We start from the raw sequence: 17,022 nt of genomic DNA, 5'->3' as shown, positions 1-17,022 counted from the left end.
CATCCTGTGGAGAGCGCCGCGGCGGACCGGGCCGCGGACCTAGCGCGACCGGGGCGCGGGGGCCCCGTAGGAGCGGGTGAGGACCTGTCCGGAAGGGCCGGGAGTGCCGAGGTTCTTCCCGTTCACCCGCAGGAGGAAGGCCCCGCCGTCGCCGAAGGTGACCTTCACCCCCTTCTTCGCCTTCCAGACGGAGGTTTTACCCGCCTCCAGCATGCCGGAGAAGAGTTTGCGGCCGCCCGCCTCCGTCACGTCGATCCAGGACGAACGCTCCGCCCTGACCTGGAAGACGACCATCTCGCCCTTCTTGCCGGTCGCCAGCGACGCCGCCTGGCGCGACGGGCTGGGCGCGGCCGACGCGGCCGGCGGCGGCACGGCCGGCACCGCGGCCGGGCGGACCTCAGCCGTGGGTGTTTCCTGGCCGCCCATCATCTTCACCACGCCGAACACCACGACGATGGCCAGCGCGACCGCCATCGCGGTCGTCCAGTTGGGCGAACGGCTCTCGCGGATCTTGATGGGCGTGTCGGCCTGGAAGACGCTGGCCGCCCGCACCGGCAGCGGCACACCCCCGTGCAGCTCGTCGTATCTGTGCACCATGGTCTCCGGATCGAGCCCGATGACCTTGGCGATGTTGCGGATGTGTCCGCGCGCGTAGAAGTCTCCCCCGCACTGGGAGAAGTCATCCCGTTCGATCGCGTGGATCAGCGCCTCGCGAACGCGCGTGCGCGCGCTCAACTGTCCGACGGTCAGACCCGCCGCCCGACGCGCCTCTGCCAGATCGCTGCCAATGCTCATAGCGCACGCCCCCCAGCCCCCGACGTTGCGTAGTGGGTCCTATTCAACCAGTAATCGAAAGGGGCTCGTGCGGTGGGGGTCGTTCTCCGCGCAGGTCAGTCGCGGTGGGGGTCATTCTCCGCCGCGCAGGTCGGCGAGGAGGCCGGGGAGCTCGTCGGGTTTGACCATCACCTCCCGGGCCTTCGACCCCTCGCTCGGCCCCACCACGTTCCGGCTCTCCAGCAGGTCCATCAGGCGGCCCGCCTTGGCGAAGCCCACCCGCAGCTTGCGCTGGAGCATCGAGGTCGAGCCGAACTGGGTGGTCACGATCAGCTCGGCCGCCTGGATCAGCAGGTCGAGGTCGTCGCCGATGTCCTCGTCGATCTCCTTCTTGGCGGTCGCCGCGGCGGCCACGTCGTCGCGGTATTCGACCTGCATCTGGGCCTTGCAGTGCGCGACGACCTCGGTGATCTCCTTCTCGGAGACGAAGGCGTTCTGCAGGCGCATGGGCTTGCTGGCGCCCATCGGCAGGAACAGCGCGTCACCCTGGCCGACCAGCTTCTCCGCGCCCGGCTGGTCCAGGATGACCCGGCTGTCGGCGAGGCTGGAGGTGGCGAAGGCGAGCCGGGAGGGCACGTTGGCCTTGATCAGGCCGGTGACGACGTCCACCGACGGGCGCTGGGTGGCGATCACCAGGTGGATCCCGGCGGCGCGGGCGAGCTGGGTGATGCGGACGATGGAGTCCTCGACGTCGCGCGGGGCGACCATCATCAGGTCGGCGAGCTCGTCGACGATCACCAGCAGGTAGGGGTAGGGCTGGTAGACCCGCTCGCTGCCCGGCGGCGGCACGAGCTTGCCGGCGCGCACCGCCTTGTTGAAGTCGTCGACGTGCCGGAACCCGCTGGCGGCCAGGTCGTCGTAGCGGCGGTCCATCTCGCCCACCACCCACTCCAGGGCCTCGGCGGCCTTCTTGGGGTTGGTGATGATCGGCGTGATGAGGTGCGGGATGCCCTCGTAGACGCTGAGCTCGACCCGTTTGGGGTCGACCAGCACCATGCGGACCTCGTCCGGGGTGGCGCGCATCAGGATCGAGGAGATGAGGCCGTTGACGCAGACCGACTTGCCGGCGCCGGTGGCACCCGCGATGAGCAGGTGCGGCATCTTGGCCAGATTGGCCACGATCGTGCGGCCCTCGACGTCCTTGCCGAGACCGACGATCATCGGGTGCTGGTCGGCCTGGGCCACCTGGGAGCGCAGGGTGTCGCCCAGCGACACGAGGTCCTTGTCGGTGTTCGGGATCTCCACCCCGATCGCCGACTTGCCGGGGATCGGGCTCAGGATGCGCACGTCCGCGGACTTGACCGTGTAGGCGATGTTCTTGGTGAGCGCGGTGACCTTCTCGACCTTGACCGCCGGGCCGAGCTCGATCTCGTAGCGCGTCACCGTCGGCCCGCGGGTGAAACCGATCACCTGGGCGTCGATGGAGAACTGCTCCAGCACGCTGGTCAGCGCGTTGACCACGACCGTGTTGGCCTTCGTCTGCGGCTTGGGCGCGCTGCCCGGGCGCAGCAGCTGCGAGTCGGGCAGCGTGTAGGGACCGGCCTGCGGCGACAGGACGAGCTGCTCCACCTTGCGCGGCGCCGGGCTCGGCTCGGGCGGCTCGGACCTGCGGGCCGGAGCCTCCTCGTCCTCCCCCACCAGCCCCGGCACGATCTCCGGGGAGTGGTCGGCGGGCTCGGGGGGCTCGGCCGGCCGCCTGCCCTGCGGTTCGGTGACGACCGGGGTGTCGTACGGCTTGACGTTGTCGCCGACCTCCGGCCCCTCCTCCGGCTTCTTGCGCGCGGTCCGCTTGCGGGGCTCGCGGGGCTTGGCCGGGAGGTCGCGGTTGAAGAGCATGTGCTTGATCTCGGCCAGCCGCTCCGGGATCCGGTGCACCGGGGTGGCGGTGATGACCAGGACGCCGAAGCCGGACAAGATCAGCATCAGCGGGATGGTGACGAAAGCGGGCAGGATGCTCGCCGGAGGCGCCGAGACGACGAAGCCGATCATGCCGCCGGCGGCCGACACCTTGTCCATGCCGTTGGGTCCGCCCCCCGAGGGGTACGGCGTGTCGTGCACGATGTGCACGACACCGAGGACGCCGACGGTGAGCGCGGACCACCCGATGCTCATCCGGCCGGTGTCGGCGTTCTGGTCCGGGTGGCGCAGCAGCCGCCAGGCCAGCAGCGCCAGCAGGATCGGGATCAGCCAGGCCAACGATCCGAACACCCCGCGCATGACGGCGTTGACCACCGCCGAGACCGTGCCCGTGCTCTCCCGCCAGGTCATCGCGGCCAGCACGATCGCCCCGGAGAACACCGCCAGGCCGAGCCCGTCACGGCGGTGCACCGGGTCGAGCTCCCGCGCGTTCTGCCCGAGGGCGCGCGCCGCGCTGCCGATGCCACCGGCGAGCAGCATCCAGACCCCCATGAACAGCTTGCCGATCATGGTGAAGACCCAGCCGATCGGGTCCTGGTTCGGCGTGGCGGACCTGCGGGCCGGGGCCGTCGTCCTCGCCCGCGCGGCGGAGGGCCGCCTGGCGGGGGCCGTACGGGACGGGCGGGGTCCGGACCGGCCAGCGGACCCCTTGCCAGCGGACCCCTTGGCGGGGGTCTTACCTGAGGCGCCTTTAGACGTACGGGTGGCCATGATAGTGAGGCTAACGAGACGGATGGTGGATCGCGCGGAGGCTCGCCGGGAACGGCACGGACCGCCCCCGGACCGCGTGACGGATCGACCGTCGCCACACAGTCGGGCCGTACGGCGGCGGCGGAGGTCGGACCGCGCGGCCCGAGGCGGTGGCGTAGGCGGGCTGCCGGCGGCACCGCCTCACGAGGAGCGAGCCGCCGCCCGCGGTGGGGCGGCGGCGGGCCGTGGGCGGCCGGTGGGGCCACCGTACGGCGGAAGGGTCAGACCTCGATCACCACGGGGACGATCATCGGTCGGCGGCGGTAGGTGTCGCTCACCCAGCGCCCGACGGTCCTGCGGACCACCCGGCGGATCTGCTGGACGTCCACCACCCCGTCGGCGGCCGCGTGCTCCTCCACGGCCTTCTCGATCTGCGGGATGACCTCCTCCAGCCGGTCGGGGTCGATGCCCGACCCCCTGGCGTGGATCTCCGGGCCGCCGGTCAGCTTGCCGGTGGCGGTGTCGACCACGATGACGATGGAGATGAAGCCCTCCTCGCCGAGGATGCGCCGGTCCTTCAGCGCGTAGTCGGTGACGTCGCCCACCGAGGTGCCGTCCACGTAGACGTAGCCGACGGGGACCGCTCCCACGACCTTCGCGCGGCCGTCGAGCAGGTCGACCACGACGCCGTCCTCGGCGATCACGATGTGGTCGTCGGGCACCCCGGACAGCGCGGCGATCTTGGCGTGCGCCCGCATGTGCCGCCACTCGCCGTGCACCGGCATGAAGTTGGACGGCCGGGTCAGGTTGAGCACGTAGAGCAGCTCGCCCGCGGCGGCGTGCCCGGAGACGTGCACCTTCGCGTTGCCCTTGTGCACCACGCGGGCGCCCCAGCGGGCCAGCCCGTTGATTACCTTGTTGACGGCGCTCTCGTTGCCGGGCACGAGCGAGGAGGCCAGCAGCACGGTGTCGCCCTCGGCGACCCTGATCGGATGGTCGCGGTTGGCCATGCGCGACAGCGCCGCCATGGGCTCACCCTGGGACCCGGTGCAGATCAGCACCACGTCCTCCGGCGGCCAGGTCTCGATCTCCTTGGAGTCGACGATCAGGCCCGTCGGTACCTTCAGGTAGCCGAGGTCGCGGGCGATGCCCATGTTGCGGACCATGGAGCGGCCGACCAGCGCGACCTTGCGGCCGTGCTTGTGCGCGGCGTCCATGACCTGCTGGACGCGGTGGACGTGGGAGGCGAAGCTCGCCACGATCACGCGCTTCCGCGCGGTGCGGACCACCTCGTCGATGACCGGCGCGATCTCCCGCTCGCTGGTGACGAAGCCCGGCACCTCGGCGTTCGTCGAATCGGACATCAGCAGGTCGACGCCCTCGGCGCCGAGCCTGGCGAATCCGCCCAGGTCGGTCAGCCGCCCGTCGCTGGGCAGCTGGTCCATCCGGAAGTCGCCGGTGTGCAGCACGATGCCCGCGGGCGTGCGGACCGCGACGGCCAGCGCGTCCGGGATGGAGTGGTTGACCGCGAGGAACTCGCACTCGAAGGGCCCGAACCGGCGCCGCTCTCCCTCGACGACCTCGATCTTGGCCGGCTGGATGCGGTGCTCGGTGAGCTTGGCCTCCACCAGCGCCAGCGTCAGCTTCGATCCCACGACGGGGATGTCGGCCCGCTCGCGCAGCAGGTACGGCACGGCGCCGATGTGGTCCTCGTGCCCGTGGGTCAGCAGCACGGCCTCGACGTCGTCGAGGCGGTCCCGGATGTATTCGAAGTCGGGCAGGATCAGGTCGATGCCGGGCTGATCGGGCTCGGGGAACAGCACCCCGCAGTCGATGATCAGCAGGCGGCCTTCGTACTCGAACACCGCCATGTTGCGGCCGATCTCACCGAGACCGCCCAGCGCGACGATGCGCAGCGCGCCTTCGGGCAGCGCCGGCGGCGGCCCGAGTTCGGGGTGGGGGTGACTCATGCGGCCACACCTCTCTCACAAGCGTCGGCGGAGCCTCTGTCCGGCAGGAATGCTCCCTCGCCGAGCACTCCGGTCTCCAGCGGACCGCTGTGTCCTCTGTCGCTCAAACTCCCGTTCCTCCCCACTGCGGCCGGTACCGGCCGCTACGTGCTTTCTCATGCCTTCTCATGACACAACCCCGTCGGACAGCTTCACGCCGCCCGCGATCAAGTCTTCTCTCAGCCGCGCGACCTGCTCCTCGGTGGCCTCCACCAACGGCAGTCGCGCCGGTCCCGCGGACCGCCCCACCAGCTTCAGCGCCGCCTTCGCCATGATCGCACCACCGGCCTGCGTCATGATCCCGGAGATCACCGGGAGCAGCCTGCGGTGGATGTCGAGCGCGCCCGAGACGTCGCCCGAGCGGTACAGCGCGATCATCGCGGCGATCTCCGCGCCGACGACGTGCCCGACGACGCTGACGCATCCGACGGCCCCGACCGACAGCCACGGCAGGTTGAGCGTGTCGTCGCCCGAGTAGAACGCCAGGTCGGCGGCCGCCATCACCTGCGATCCGGCGAACAGGTCGGCCTTGGCGTCCTTCACCGCGACGATCCGCTCGTGGCGGGCCAGCCGCAGGAGGGTGCCGGTCTCGATCGGCACGCCGCTGCGGCCCGGGATGTCGTAGAGCATGACCGGCAGGCCGGTGGCGTCGGCCACGGCGGTGAAGTGGCGGTAGAGGCCCTCCTGCGGCGGCTTGCTGTAGTACGGCGTCACCAGCAGGAGGCCGTGGGCCCCGGCGCGTTCGGCGGCGCGGGCCAGCTCGACGCTGTGGTGGGTGTCGTTGCTGCCCGCCCCGGCCACGACGGCGGCGCGGTCGCCGACCGCCTCGACGACGGCGCGCAGGATGCGATCCTTCTCGGCGTCGGAGGTGGTCGGGGACTCGCCCGTGGTGCCGCTCACCACGAGGCCGTCGTTCCGCTGCTCGTCCACCAGGTAGGCGGCCAGGCGCTGCGCTCCCTCGTAGTCGACCGCGCCGTCATCGGTGAACGGCGTGACCATGGCGGTCAGCATGCGGCCGAAGGGTGCGTCGGAGGTTCCAGTTGGCGCTGCCATAGACCGAACGGTACCCGGATCCACCCATACGGTGGACCCCGCCACCCCGCCTAGCCTCGGTACACCGATGCACTCAAGGGTTGATATCCCCTGAGACGCCTCGTTTCACGCCGTAAAGGCGGATATAACGTGCCAAACAGCGACGCCGCTCCCCCTTCCGGCGGGCACGACCGCCGGGAGGGCAACGAGGATCACAATTTTGTCCCCATAAGGGCAAAAAAAGTAGTTACAGGATTCATGTCCGCTTCCAGTCGGCCGGCACCCTCCACGGACATGAAAGAAGCCGCCGATATGTGCTCGGGGGTACACACATCGGCGGCCTCTACCGTTGAATCGCGGGCGCTTACGCGGGTGTTACACGGTCTCTGAGATATTTTCGGGCACTTCTCCGGGCCCCCGCAAAGTTGGAGCTCCAAACCGGGGCCATTACCCTGAGTTGTCCATCGAATACGACAGGATGGGACGACGCCTGTCGAACCCAGGGATGGACACGTGGCAACCTCCGATCCGGTCTACCTGCGCGTCGTCGCCGACATCCGCCGTCAGATCGTCGACGGCTCCCTCTCCCCCGGCGCGCCGATCCCCTCCCGCGCCCAGCTCACCCGCAAGTACGGCGTGGGCGAGACCGCCGCCCGCCACGCGCTGCGCGTGCTCGCCGCCGAAGGGCTGGTCGTCGGCCGGGTCGGCTCCGGCCACTACGTCCGGGCCCAGCCCGTGCTGCTCCCGCTGCACCGCTGGCGCCTGCCCGACCACCACTCCCCCTTCGGCGCCGAGATCCAGTCGCAGGGCCCCCGCGCCTCCTGGGAGCGGCGGGCCGAGCCCGCGGAGGCCACCCCGGAGATCGCCCAGCGCCTGCGCCTGGACGACTCCGCCCCGGTGACCCGCACCCGCCACGTCTTCCGGGGCGACGGCAGACCGGTCCAGCTCGCCACCTCCTACGAGCCCGTCGAGTTCAGCGAGCCCGCCGCCGAGGAGCACCCCCGCGGCCTGATCGCCCGGCTGTCCGCGCTCGGCGTCAAGATCACCGAAATAGTGGAGGAGGTCTACACCCGCGTCCCCCAGCCCACCGAGAGTGACGCCCTCGCCCTGCCGACCGGCGTCCACGTCCTCCACGTCGAACGCACCCACTGGGCCGGCGACCGCCCGGTCGAGACCAGCGACATCGTCATCCCCGGCGACCGCTTCCGCCTGGTCTACGCCCACTCCCCGCAGCCCTAGAAGGCCGGCGCCTCCCCGCAGCCCTAGGAGGCCGGCGCGCCGAGCCACGCGCGCAGGGCCGCCTCCAGCGCGCCGGGGTCCGCCCGGCCGGCGTCGGCCGCCCAGGCGACGGCCCCGTCCGGCCGCACCAGCAGCCCGGCCAGCTCGGGCCGGTCGGGCAGGGCCCCGGTGACCACCTTCAACCGGTCGCCGTAGCCGCCGGCCGCCGCCCGCAGCTCCCCCGCCGGGTCCAGCAGCAGCGCCCGGCCGTCGTGCAGGTGGTCGGCGAGCCTGGAGCCGTCGGCCAGCCCGAGGTCCGGCGCGCTGCCGCCGATCAGCCGATGGTCGCCGGGAAGGTCGTAGCGCTGCCAGACCCCGGAGATCTTCTTGACGAAGTAGGTGGTCCCGGTGACGGTCTCCGCCAGCTGGGCCACCACCTCGCGCAGCGCCCGGGCGTGCGGATCGGGGCGCATCAGCGCGATCTGGGCGCGCGTCCAGTCCAGCACCCAGGCGCCGATCGGGTGGCGTTCGGCGGTGTAGGTGTCCAGCAGACCTTCCGGAGCCCGGCCGCGCACGGTGGCGGCGAGCTTCCAGCCGAGGTTCATCGCGTCCCCGAGCCCCAGGTTCAGGCCCTGGCCACCGAAGGGCGAGTGGACGTGGGCCGCGTCACCGGCCAGCAGCACCCGCCCGAGCCGGTAGGTGGTCGCCTGGCGGGCGTTGTCGGTGAACCGGGTCGCGGTCCTGACCCCGGTCACGACGGCGTCGACCCCGCTGACGTTCCGGATGGACGCCTGCAGCTCATCGGCGGTGACCGGGGCGTCCCGGTCGGCCGGAGCGCCGCCGAACTCCACGGTGAGGACGCGGCCGGGCATCGGGCCGTGCGCGTAGACGCCGGTGGGGGTGGCCTGCCAGCCCGCCCCCAGCGCCTGGGAGCCCTCCATCTCCACCATGGCCTGGTAGGCGGTGATCTCCGGGCCGGTGCCGGGGAAGTCGAAGCCGGCGAGCTTGCGGACCGTGCTCCTGCCGCCGTCGCAGCCGGCCAGCCAGCGGCCCCGGATCCGCCCGTCGCCCGTCATGACGGTCACCCCGTCGGCGTCGGCCTCCAGGCCGGTCAGCTCCACACCCCGGCGCACCTCGACCCCGAGCTCGGCGGCACGCAGGGCCAGGAGCTCCTCAAGCTGCTGCTGATTGACCATGCCGACGAGGTCCGCGGGGCCGTGCCCGGTCAGCTCCGGGTCGGACGGGTCGAGCCGGTCGCCGCTGAGCATGATCCCCGCGAAGTGGCCGGCGAACCTCGGCGGCGCCTTGGCGGGCCCTCCTTCGGGGAGCCGCTGCCGCATGAACGCGGCATACCGCTCCAGGTTCTCCTCCTGGGCCCGCTGCAGCGCGGGCAGCAGACCGCGCCGGTAGAGCGCCTCCACGCTGGGCGTGTTCAGCGCGCCGGCCTTGATGGTGGGGTCCATCTCGGCCAGCCGCTCCAGCACCACGACCGAGACGCCGCCGAGCCGCAGCTCACAGGCGAGCATCAGCCCCACGGGGCCGCCCCCGGCCACCACCACGTCAACGTCGTACGACATGCCACCTCCCGGACAATCACTACCGTCGCTAAAAACTTACTGCGACTAAAAGTTTTTATCAACTATAGTGATTACCGTGAGCTATGAGCCTGGACTCCGCGAGCGGAAGAAGCAGCAGACCCGCAAGGCGATCTCGGACGTGGCCTCCGGCCTCTTCATCCAGCGCGGGTTCGACAACGTCACGGTCGCCGAGGTGGCCGAGGCGGCCGACGTCTCGACGAAGACGGTCTTCAACTACTTCCCGAAGAAGGAGGACCTCTTCCTCGACCGGTTCCCCGAGGCCGCCGAGCTGATCACCTGCGCGGTCCGCGAGCGCCCCGAGGGCGAGGAGCCGCTGGCCGCGCTGCGCCGCATGCTGCTGGGCCTGCTGGAGCGGCGCCATCCCCTGGGCGGGGTCGGCGACGGCTACCAGTTCTTCTGGCAGGTCATACTCGACTCCCCGGCTCTGCAGGCACGGGCCAGGGAGCTGGTGGACGGCCTGGAGGACCTGCTCGGCTCGCTGTTCGCCGAGACCTCCGGGGCCGGTCCCGGCGACCCGTGGCCCCGGGTGGCGGCGGCGCTGGTCGTCTCTGCCTACCGCACGACCTACATCACCACCGCCCGCAGGATCCTCGCCGGCGAGAGCTTCGACGACGTCATCGACGACCACATCGCCCTGCTGAACCGCTCCTTCGACGCCCTGGAACGGGCGCTGGCCACCCGCTGAGACCTCCCCGGCCCCCACGCCCCGGCCGGGGCGGAATGTCGGTGCCGCCTGGTACAACCGAGCTGGTTTTCCAAGCCGGAGGTGCCGATTGCGCGTCAAGGACATGCCCCCCAGCGACCAGCCGCGCGAGCGGCTGCTGTCCGGTGGCGCGACCGCGCTGGCCGACCGGGAGCTGCTCGCCCTGCTGATCGGCTCGGGCAGCCGGGGCACCAACGCGGTCGAGCTCGCCTCCCATCTGATCGCCCACTGCGGCGACCTGCGCGGCCTGGCCCGTTCCGACGCCCACCGCCTGATGTCGGTCCCCGGCATCGGCCCGGCCAAGGCCGCCCGGGTCGTCGCCGCCTTCCATCTCGTACGGCAGGCGCAGTCGGAGCCGGAGCGCCGCCGGATCACCTGCTCGGGAGACCTGGCCGCCGTCGCCTCCCCGCTGCTGCGCGGCCTCGGCCACGAGCGCGTGGTCGTCGTGGTCTGCGACCCGAGCGGCGCGGTGACCCGCAGGGCGATCGCCAGCGAGGGCGGCAGCGACCACGCCCCGGCTCCCGTCCGGGAGATCATCACCACCGTCCTCACCTCCGGCGGCGCCTCCTTCGGCCTGGCCCACAACCACCCCAGCGGCTCCCTCGAACCCAGCCCGGCCGACCTGGAGGTCACCGTCCGCCTCCGCGAGGCCGCCGAGACCGTCGGGATCCGCCTCCTCGACCACGTGATCGTCACCGACACCGCCTGGCGCCGCATCGCCGCCTGACGGCGGCCCGGCCGAGAGCCGCCCGCCCGGCGGCGCTCCGGGTGGACGGCGGCCCGGGTGGAAGCCGGCCTCCCGAAGGGCGGGTTCCACATGAGGGTCTCGATGAGGGTTTCGCTTGATGGGGTCTCGCTTGGCGGTGATCCCGTGCCACCCGGTTGGCACGGGACCACCGCCGGCCCTCAGCGGTCGGATTGTGGGATGCCCGCTGAGGACAGCACCCCGGCGGGTGATGGGAAGGGAAGCCCACCGGGGAGTTTCACGTGGTGGTCCCGCGTCCGCCCTTCAACGGACGCGGGGACCACCGCCCTGCCTCCCCGACCGTCATGGCCCGCCGGAGAGGCAGGGAGCTCATGGGATGCCCGGACGGAGCGACATGCGCCCCGCCGCCGAGCACGGCCGTCCGGCCGTCAACGGGCGCTGCCCATCAGCAGGCGGAGCCACAGCTCCTCCACCTGGCGCGAGAGCGCCCAGGGCGACTCGTGCACGGTCACCGCTCCTCTCAGCCGATGCGTCCGCCGTACGAACATCAATCCGCCTGCCTGACACAGCTCGTAGAAGGTCGCCCGGCAGTCACAGGTGTGCTCCTTCACCCGCACCCGATCGGCCCTCGGCCGCTCCGGCCGCCAGTCGATCAGCTCGTGCACCGCCTGCAACGGCCCGAGATGATGCCCGTGATGCCGCTCTCTCGACACCCCGGTCACCATCCCCACCACCGCCTTCCTCGCACGATCACTCGGTGACTATAAGTTAGGTCATCCGTCCCGGTCTACTCGCTCGTATAGTCTCGTTCCAATGAACGTCCGTTATGTAGGTATACGTTTGCATTGGTCTAGTGTTCAACCGTGCTTGATCGAGACGGCCCCATACCGGTCTATAAGCAAATAGCGGAGGTGATTCGTGAACGAATCACCAACGGCGACATCACTCCCGGCGAGGCCATGCCCAGCGAGACCGAGCTGGAGAGCGAGTACGGCATCGCCCGGGCGACCGCTCGCCGGGTCGCGCGGGAGCTCCGCGAGCAAGGGCTCGTCTACACCGTGCAGGGCGAAGGGACTTTCGTCGGCGAACCGGATGTGCCACGGGCTCCCCGCAAGACGCCCCTCTACCAGCAGATCGCCGACGAGGTCGCCGTGCGCATCCGCGAAGGCGAGTTCCGGCCGAACCGCGCGATCCCCAGCGAGAAAATGCTGATGGAGCAGTACGGCGTCGCCAAGGTCACCATCCGGAACGCCGTCGCGTTCCTGCGCGACCAGGGCTGGGTCTTCACCGTGCCCCATCGTGGCACCTACGTTTCGCAGCCTGAGGAGTGGCCCGGCTCGGCGGAGTGAGCGGGAGGGACGCCGGCGACGCGGAGCCGGGTGATCGAGGTGAGGCCGCCTCGGGATCGGACGGCGGCGCCCCCGGGTTCCCGGCCAGTCCCGCGCGCCCGGTCAGTCGTGGGTGACCGCGTCGGCGAAGCGGGTGGACAGCTTGCGGATGTGCCGGGCGAGTTCGGGTGGTGACTCGACCTCGAAGTCGGCGTCGAGCATGCTCAGCACGAGCACGACGGGGCCGAAGGAGTCCGCGGCGAGTTCCAGCAGGCAGGTGTGGTCGTCGAGGGGGGTCACCGTTCCGTTGACGCGCGCGGTGACCTCGGCCGCGGAGGCGTGCACCCGCAACCGCGCGCGCAGCGGCCACATCTCGAAGCCCATCGTTCTGCGCAGGTAGGCGGCCACGTCACCGTCGGGGGGCTCGCGGTGGGCGAACCGAGGACCGTTGGGCGTCCGCAGCGAGATCCGGTCGACCCGGAAGGTGCGCCAGTCCGCCCGTTCGACGTCCCACCCGACCAGATACCACCTCCGCCCCCAGCAGACCAGGCGATGCGGCTCGACGGCGCGGCGGGACTCGGTCTCGTGGTGGCTGACGTAGTCGAAACGCAGCAGCTCACCGGCTCGGACCGCGGCCGAGATCGCGGTGAGCGCCGCCGCCTCCACGGTGGGCTCGCTCCCCGGCGGCATCGTGACCACCGCGCCCTTCAGCGCGGCCACCTGGGGCCGCAGCCGGGACGGCAGCACCTGCTCGATCTTGGCCAGGGCGCGCAGCGAGGCCTCTTCGGCCCCCGACACATGGCCCGCCGCCGTGGTGTGCAGCCCGACCGTGACCGCCACCGCCTCCTCGTCGTCCAGCAGCAGCGGGGGCAGCGAAGCGCCGGCGCCGAGCCGGTAACCGCCCACCGGCCCCTTCCAGGCGTGCACCGGGTATCCCAGCTCACGCAACCTGTCGACGTCGCGGCGGACCGTCCTGGTCGTGACGCCCAACCGCCCGGCGAGTTCCGTACCGGACCAGTCACGGCGCATCTGCAGCAACGACAGCAGCCGCAGCAGTCGAGCGGAAGTCTCCAGCATTCCTCCACTGTCGCCGATGTACAGGACCGGAGCTGTCCTACACAGGGCGCATCGTGGGCGGCATGAGCACAGTAGAGCCCTTCCGCATCGACGTCCCGCAGGCCGGACTCGACGACCTGCGCGACCGGCTGGCCCGCACCCGCTGGCCGGACGAGCTCCCCGGCGTCGGCTGGACCTACGGGGTGAACAAGGACTACCTCGTCGAGCTGGTCGAGCACTGGCGCACCGGCTACGACTGGCGCGGGCACGAGGCCCGCCTCAACAGGGTCCCGCAGTTCACCACGGAGATCGACGGCCAGAACGTGCATTTCCTGCACGTGCGCTCGCCCGAGCCGGACGCCGTCCCGCTGATCGTCACACACGGGTGGCCGAGCACGGTGTACGACTTCCTCGACATCCTCGGACCGCTGACCGACCCCCGGTCTCACGGCGGGGACCCGGCGGACGCCTTCCACGTCGTCGCCCCCTCGGTGCCCGGCTTCGCGTTCTCCGGGCCGACGCGGGAGACCGGCTGGGGCGTCAACCGTACGGCGCGGGCCTGGGCCGAGCTGATGCGGCGGCTGGGATACCACCGCTACGGCGCCCAGGGCGGCGACTTCGGCAGCATCGTCTCCCCGGAGCTTGGCCGGATCGACCGGGAGCACGTCATCGGCGTCCATGTCAACGCGCTGGCCAACGCCGCGACCCCGGCCGATCCCGGCGAACTGGACACGCTCTCCGCGGCGGAGCGGGAACAGGCCGCGCAGAACCAGAGGTGGTGGTACGGCCACTCCGGCTACGCCACCCAGATGTCCACCCGGCCGCAGACCATCGCCTACGCGCTCAACGACTCCCCGGCCGGACAGCTCGCGTGGAACCTGGAATGGTTCGTGGACTGGGATCCCACCCGGACGGAGCGGCCCCCCGTCGACCGGGACACCGTCCTGACCAACGTCACGATCTTCTGGCTGACCGCGACCGCGGGCTCGGCCGCGCGACTCTACCTGGAGGCCGGATCGGAGGCGTGGGGCCGGCGTCCCGCGCCCTCACCGGTCCCCACGGGTGTGGCGAACTTCCTCGGCGACCGGGCGATCCGCGGGCTGGCGGAGCTGTCGAACACGATCACCCACTGGTCGCGGTTCTCCCACGGCGGGCACTTCGCGTCGCTCCAGGCTCCGGACCTGCTGGTCTCGGACATCCGGCAGTTCTTCCGGACGGTGCGCCCCCGGTAGCCGCCCAGGCGGCCATGCCCGATCTGGGGCACACGGCGGGCGTCACCGGTGCATCATGGACCCAAGACACGATCATGGAATGGAGCCGATGCTCTCGCCATCACGCCGCCGCCGCGCCACCGCTCCCCGCCGGGCGACGGCCGGAGGCGGGCTGGCGGCCACGCCCATCCTCGACCGGGGGCATCCCCGGATCCTGGAGCTGGCGGCCGAAGTCCAGGAAACGGGCGCCGGGACGGGCCGGGATCTGCTGATCACGGCCCACCGGCTCATCGCCGCGCGGGTGCGTCCGGTGTACGCCATGAACGAAGCACAGCCCGCCTCCAGGACGCTCGCCCTGGGGCGTGGGTCGTGCAGCCAGCGGCTGGCGCTGCTGGAAGCCGTGGCGCGGGCCTGCGGGGTCGCCAGCCGGGTCAGAGGACTGCTGGTGGAGGGGCGCTTCTGGTATCCGCGGTTCCCCCGCCTGCGGGCGCTGATCCCCCGCCAGGTGGTGCTCGCCTGGCCGGAGTTCCTCCTCGACGGCCGGTGGACGGCCGTCTCGGAGCTCTACGGCGACCTGGACACCTTGCGGGCGGGTGGCGGGTTCACCAACGCCGACGGTGAGACGCTCTTCGACGCGGTCGCCCGCACCGCCGTGGACTGGGACGGTGTCACCTGCTCGGCGTGCGACCTGTCGGGCCACGTACTGGCCGATCTGGGCTACTTCGACTCCCGCGACGAGCTGTTCAGGATGGGCGGTCAGACCTTGTGCCCGCCGGTCCGCATCGTCGCGGACCTCGTCATGAGCCGTCGGGCGGCCTGAGCGTCGGGTCGGCGAGGGGCGGTGTGCGCCCAGGCGTCCTCGCGGGTCCGTGGCGACGGTCCCTGTCCTGAGCCGTGCCGTCGTCGTCCTGCCGGGAGGACCCGTCAGCGGCCGGGGGGCGGGGTGGTTATCCGGCGGCCGGGTCGGGGCGGACGCCGAAGGTGACCGAGGCGAGCTCCTGGCCGTCGACCTCCAGGGTCCAGGTGTAGCGGCCGGGCCCGAGCGAGAGCGAGTGCACGTTGATGGCGAAGCTGGAGTGGATGTCGAGGCTCCTGGCCAGCCCGTCGAGCTCGGCGTCGGCCGGGTCGACCGCGAGCTGCCCGCTGAAGCGTAGCGGCCGCTCCTCCTCGGCCGCGGGCACCATGACCGGCTCTCCGCCCTCGTCGACCAGGCCGAGCGTGAAGTCGAGGTCCGCCCTGGCCTCCTCCCAGGGCACCCGGAGGAAGCCCGCGATGGCCGTGGAAGGCAGCTCCGGCCCGGTCAGCGACCATCCGGCGCCCAGCATGCTGATCTTCCCGGTCGCCCGGTCGGTGCTCGCCGAGTCGCAGAGCACCAGGAACCCCTGCATCAGCCGGCCGCCTGCGTGAGGTCCAGGCTGACGACCCCGCCCGTCGCGCCCCGGGCGGCCGTGGTGCCGCCCGCGCCGTCGAGGTGGATCCGGGCGGGGGCTGCCTGAGTCTGCGCCCGCGGACCACCCGAGGTCCGGACGAGGTGGGCGATGTCGGCGCCGATGGCCAGGGCGTAGCGGCGGACCGTGGACAGGTGGGGGTCTCCTCCCAGACGCTCGAAGTCCGAGACCGCCGGCTGGCTGCGGCCCATGCGCTCGGCGACCTGCGCCTGGGTGAGCCCCTGTGCCTTGCGGAGCCGTACCAGGGTCTCGATGAGGCGCATGTCACGCTCGATGGCCTCGTTCTCGCGCCGCACCTCGGGATCGTCCAGATCGATGCCGAGCAGTTCGGCGACCTGCGGGTCGGTCACGGTGCGCCTCCTCGTATCGGTTCAACCTTATATCCTCCGCAGCCAGTCGGCCAGCCGCCTCCCGGCAAGCTCCTTGACCCGGTCCTGAGCGCCCCGCCCGCCCTTCTTGTGGAAGGCGAGCCCGAGAAGCACGTGCTCCCGCTGCGGGCCGAGGGCGTAGTAGAGCCGGTATTCCGTCCCCTCGTGGCTCAGCCGGGCCTCGTACAGCCCCCCGCCCAGGGAGCCGGTGTCGCGGGGCAGCGCCTTCCCGAGCTGGATCCGCGTCATCAACGCGCCGAGCTCCTTCAGCGGAGGACCGCCCCCCAGGACCTTGCGGACCTCCTTGCTGACCACGGGCTCGCCGGAGGCGGACACGTACAGCAGCCAGGTGGCCTCCGGCTTGTCCACACCCGCCCCCGTCCCATGGCCGCGCCGATCGAGACCGAGGTGCCGAATGTAACGCTCCGTCCCGGCCCCGGCACGCATCGACGCGTCCGCACGCGGCGTGACGCGGGGCACGGCGGCACCGGGCCGGTCACCGACGGCGGGGCTTCCGCCGGGGGCTACCCCGGCAGTTTGGCGGCGATGACGTTGGTCCTGATGATGTTCGGCGCCTTCTCGAAGAGGTCCGGAGCCTTCTCCATGAGGGCCTTGGCGACCTCGCCGGACAGGTGGGTCTCACGGCCGGACTCGTCGGGGAAGAAGTCGACGATGGCGTAGAGCGACGGGCTCAGGCGGATCGCGAACCAGGCGACGGTCTCGGGCTCCGCCTCGGCGAGATGGAGCGCCTCGTCGAGGAAGCGCTCCACCTCCGCCTCCTTGCCGGGCTTGGCTTCGAGCGGAACGAGAAATCCCAGGCTGACCATGCATCCTCCTGCCGGATCCAGGGAAGGTTCGGCTGTCTCCCCTGAGCGTCTCCGGCGCTGGGTCACGGCTACACCGC

17 protein-coding genes are annotated in these 17,022 nt (G+C 71.5%); 6 read left to right on the top strand and 11 right to left on the bottom strand.

Annotated features, from left to right (window positions below):
• Positions 1–39 precede the first annotated feature (39 nt).
• The 4 genes from J2S55_RS02545 to dapA form a co-directional block, all read right to left on the bottom strand.
• Positions 40–795, bottom strand: coding sequence for a helix-turn-helix domain-containing protein (locus J2S55_RS02545; protein ID WP_306856979.1), 756 nt, complete (start codon positions 793–795; stop codon positions 40–42).
• A 111-nt stretch (positions 796–906) separates the two neighbouring features.
• On the bottom strand, positions 907–3,462 hold the full coding sequence (locus J2S55_RS02540; RefSeq protein ID WP_306856978.1) for a DNA translocase FtsK: 2,556 nt from the start codon (positions 3,460–3,462) through the stop codon (positions 907–909).
• Between the two features lie 260 nt (positions 3,463–3,722).
• Positions 3,723–5,411 carry a ribonuclease J gene (locus tag J2S55_RS02535; protein ID WP_306856976.1) on the bottom strand — a complete coding sequence of 563 codons (1,689 nt, stop codon included), beginning with the start codon at positions 5,409–5,411 and terminating at the stop codon, positions 3,723–3,725.
• Positions 5,412–5,576: 165 nt separating this feature from the next.
• Complete coding sequence (gene dapA, locus J2S55_RS02530; RefSeq protein ID WP_306856975.1) at positions 5,577–6,503, bottom strand: 4-hydroxy-tetrahydrodipicolinate synthase; 927 nt, start codon at positions 6,501–6,503, stop codon at positions 5,577–5,579.
• A gap of 492 nt (positions 6,504–6,995) precedes the next feature.
• Between dapA and J2S55_RS02525 the strand changes: the two genes are divergently transcribed.
• Complete coding sequence (locus J2S55_RS02525; RefSeq protein WP_306856974.1) at positions 6,996–7,721, top strand: GntR family transcriptional regulator; 726 nt, start codon at positions 6,996–6,998, stop codon at positions 7,719–7,721.
• A 23-nt stretch (positions 7,722–7,744) separates the two neighbouring features.
• On the opposite strand, the gene J2S55_RS02520 is transcribed toward J2S55_RS02525, so the two are convergent.
• Positions 7,745–9,277 carry an FAD-dependent monooxygenase gene (locus J2S55_RS02520; RefSeq protein ID WP_306856973.1) on the bottom strand — a complete coding sequence of 511 codons (1,533 nt, stop codon included), beginning with the start codon at positions 9,275–9,277 and terminating at the stop codon, positions 7,745–7,747.
• A 76-nt stretch (positions 9,278–9,353) separates the two neighbouring features.
• Here J2S55_RS02520 and J2S55_RS02515 point away from each other — a divergent pair, with 76 nt between their 5' ends.
• Together J2S55_RS02515 and J2S55_RS02510 are read left to right on the top strand one after the other, a co-directional pair.
• Positions 9,354–9,983 carry a TetR/AcrR family transcriptional regulator gene (locus J2S55_RS02515; RefSeq protein WP_306856972.1) on the top strand — a complete coding sequence of 210 codons (630 nt, stop codon included), beginning with the start codon at positions 9,354–9,356 and terminating at the stop codon, positions 9,981–9,983.
• 103 nt (positions 9,984–10,086) lie between these two features.
• Entirely contained in the window at positions 10,087–10,728 is a 642-nt protein-coding gene (locus J2S55_RS02510; protein ID WP_306856971.1) for a JAB domain-containing protein, read from the top strand.
• A 407-nt stretch (positions 10,729–11,135) separates the two neighbouring features.
• Here the strand turns inward: J2S55_RS02510 and J2S55_RS02505 are convergent, their stop codons facing one another.
• On the bottom strand, positions 11,136–11,432 hold the full coding sequence (locus J2S55_RS02505; protein ID WP_306858546.1) for a hypothetical protein: 297 nt from the start codon (positions 11,430–11,432) through the stop codon (positions 11,136–11,138).
• 138 nt (positions 11,433–11,570) lie between these two features.
• Here J2S55_RS02505 and J2S55_RS02500 point away from each other — a divergent pair, with 138 nt between their 5' ends.
• A complete protein-coding gene (locus J2S55_RS02500) occupies positions 11,571–12,056 on the top strand; it encodes a GntR family transcriptional regulator (RefSeq protein WP_306856970.1) in 486 nt (161 codons plus the stop codon).
• Between the two features lie 102 nt (positions 12,057–12,158).
• Here the strand turns inward: J2S55_RS02500 and J2S55_RS02495 are convergent, their stop codons facing one another.
• Positions 12,159–13,112 carry a helix-turn-helix transcriptional regulator gene (locus tag J2S55_RS02495; protein ID WP_306856969.1) on the bottom strand — a complete coding sequence of 318 codons (954 nt, stop codon included), beginning with the start codon at positions 13,110–13,112 and terminating at the stop codon, positions 12,159–12,161.
• Between the two features lie 62 nt (positions 13,113–13,174).
• On the opposite strand from J2S55_RS02495, the gene J2S55_RS02490 reads away from it, so the two are divergent.
• Positions 13,175–14,323: an epoxide hydrolase family protein gene (locus J2S55_RS02490; RefSeq protein ID WP_306856968.1), complete on the top strand. Its 1,149-nt coding sequence runs from the start codon at positions 13,175–13,177 to the stop codon at positions 14,321–14,323.
• A gap of 88 nt (positions 14,324–14,411) precedes the next feature.
• The gene (locus J2S55_RS02485) at positions 14,412–15,122 is read left to right on the top strand and encodes a transglutaminase domain-containing protein (protein WP_306856967.1); all 711 of its coding nucleotides are present in this window, start codon (positions 14,412–14,414) and stop codon (positions 15,120–15,122) included.
• Between the two features lie 127 nt (positions 15,123–15,249).
• Here J2S55_RS02485 and J2S55_RS02480 read toward each other — a convergent pair whose 3' ends face one another.
• The 4 genes from J2S55_RS02480 to J2S55_RS02465 form a co-directional block, all read right to left on the bottom strand.
• Positions 15,250–15,690, bottom strand: coding sequence for a DUF6941 family protein (locus J2S55_RS02480; RefSeq protein WP_306856966.1), 441 nt, complete (start codon positions 15,688–15,690; stop codon positions 15,250–15,252).
• Positions 15,690–16,100 carry a helix-turn-helix domain-containing protein gene (locus J2S55_RS02475; RefSeq protein WP_306856965.1) on the bottom strand — a complete coding sequence of 137 codons (411 nt, stop codon included), beginning with the start codon at positions 16,098–16,100 and terminating at the stop codon, positions 15,690–15,692. The genes J2S55_RS02480 and J2S55_RS02475 overlap by 1 nt, the downstream gene beginning before the upstream one ends.
• A 27-nt stretch (positions 16,101–16,127) precedes the next feature.
• Complete coding sequence (locus J2S55_RS02470) at positions 16,128–16,487, bottom strand: type II toxin-antitoxin system RelE/ParE family toxin (protein WP_306856964.1); 360 nt, start codon at positions 16,485–16,487, stop codon at positions 16,128–16,130.
• Between the two features lie 155 nt (positions 16,488–16,642).
• Positions 16,643–16,945: a putative quinol monooxygenase gene (locus J2S55_RS02465; protein ID WP_306856963.1), complete on the bottom strand. Its 303-nt coding sequence runs from the start codon at positions 16,943–16,945 to the stop codon at positions 16,643–16,645.
• Positions 16,946–17,022: the final 77 nt, after the last annotated feature.

This window comes from Streptosporangium brasiliense (assembly GCF_030811595.1).
Lineage (GTDB): Bacteria > Actinomycetota > Actinomycetes > Streptosporangiales > Streptosporangiaceae > Streptosporangium > Streptosporangium brasiliense.
This window is presented reverse-complemented; position numbering and strand designations above follow the sequence as displayed.

Bases quoted from the DNA above. Each gene is read 5' to 3' on its own strand.
- J2S55_RS02495 (WP_306856969.1), bottom strand. From the start codon at position 13,112: ATGCTGGAGACTTCCGCTCGACTGCTGCGGCTGCTGTCGTTGCTGCAG.
- J2S55_RS02480 (WP_306856966.1), bottom strand. From the start codon at position 15,690: ATGCAGGGGTTCCTGGTGCTCTGCGACTCGGCGAGCACCGACCGGGCG.
- J2S55_RS02490 (WP_306856968.1), top strand. From the start codon at position 13,175: ATGAGCACAGTAGAGCCCTTCCGCATCGACGTCCCGCAGGCCGGACTC.
- J2S55_RS02540 (WP_306856978.1), bottom strand. From the start codon at position 3,462: ATGGCCACCCGTACGTCTAAAGGCGCCTCAGGTAAGACCCCCGCCAAG.
- J2S55_RS02485 (WP_306856967.1), top strand. From the start codon at position 14,412: ATGCTCTCGCCATCACGCCGCCGCCGCGCCACCGCTCCCCGCCGGGCG.
- J2S55_RS02535 (WP_306856976.1), bottom strand. From the start codon at position 5,411: ATGAGTCACCCCCACCCCGAACTCGGGCCGCCGCCGGCGCTGCCCGAA.
- J2S55_RS02545 (WP_306856979.1), bottom strand. From the start codon at position 795: ATGAGCATTGGCAGCGATCTGGCAGAGGCGCGTCGGGCGGCGGGTCTG.
- dapA (WP_306856975.1), bottom strand. From the start codon at position 6,503: ATGGCAGCGCCAACTGGAACCTCCGACGCACCCTTCGGCCGCATGCTG.
- J2S55_RS02510 (WP_306856971.1), top strand. From the start codon at position 10,087: ATGCCCCCCAGCGACCAGCCGCGCGAGCGGCTGCTGTCCGGTGGCGCG.
- J2S55_RS02465 (WP_306856963.1), bottom strand. From the start codon at position 16,945: ATGGTCAGCCTGGGATTTCTCGTTCCGCTCGAAGCCAAGCCCGGCAAG.
- J2S55_RS02520 (WP_306856973.1), bottom strand. From the start codon at position 9,277: ATGTCGTACGACGTTGACGTGGTGGTGGCCGGGGGCGGCCCCGTGGGG.
- J2S55_RS02505 (WP_306858546.1), bottom strand. From the start codon at position 11,432: ATGGTGACCGGGGTGTCGAGAGAGCGGCATCACGGGCATCATCTCGGG.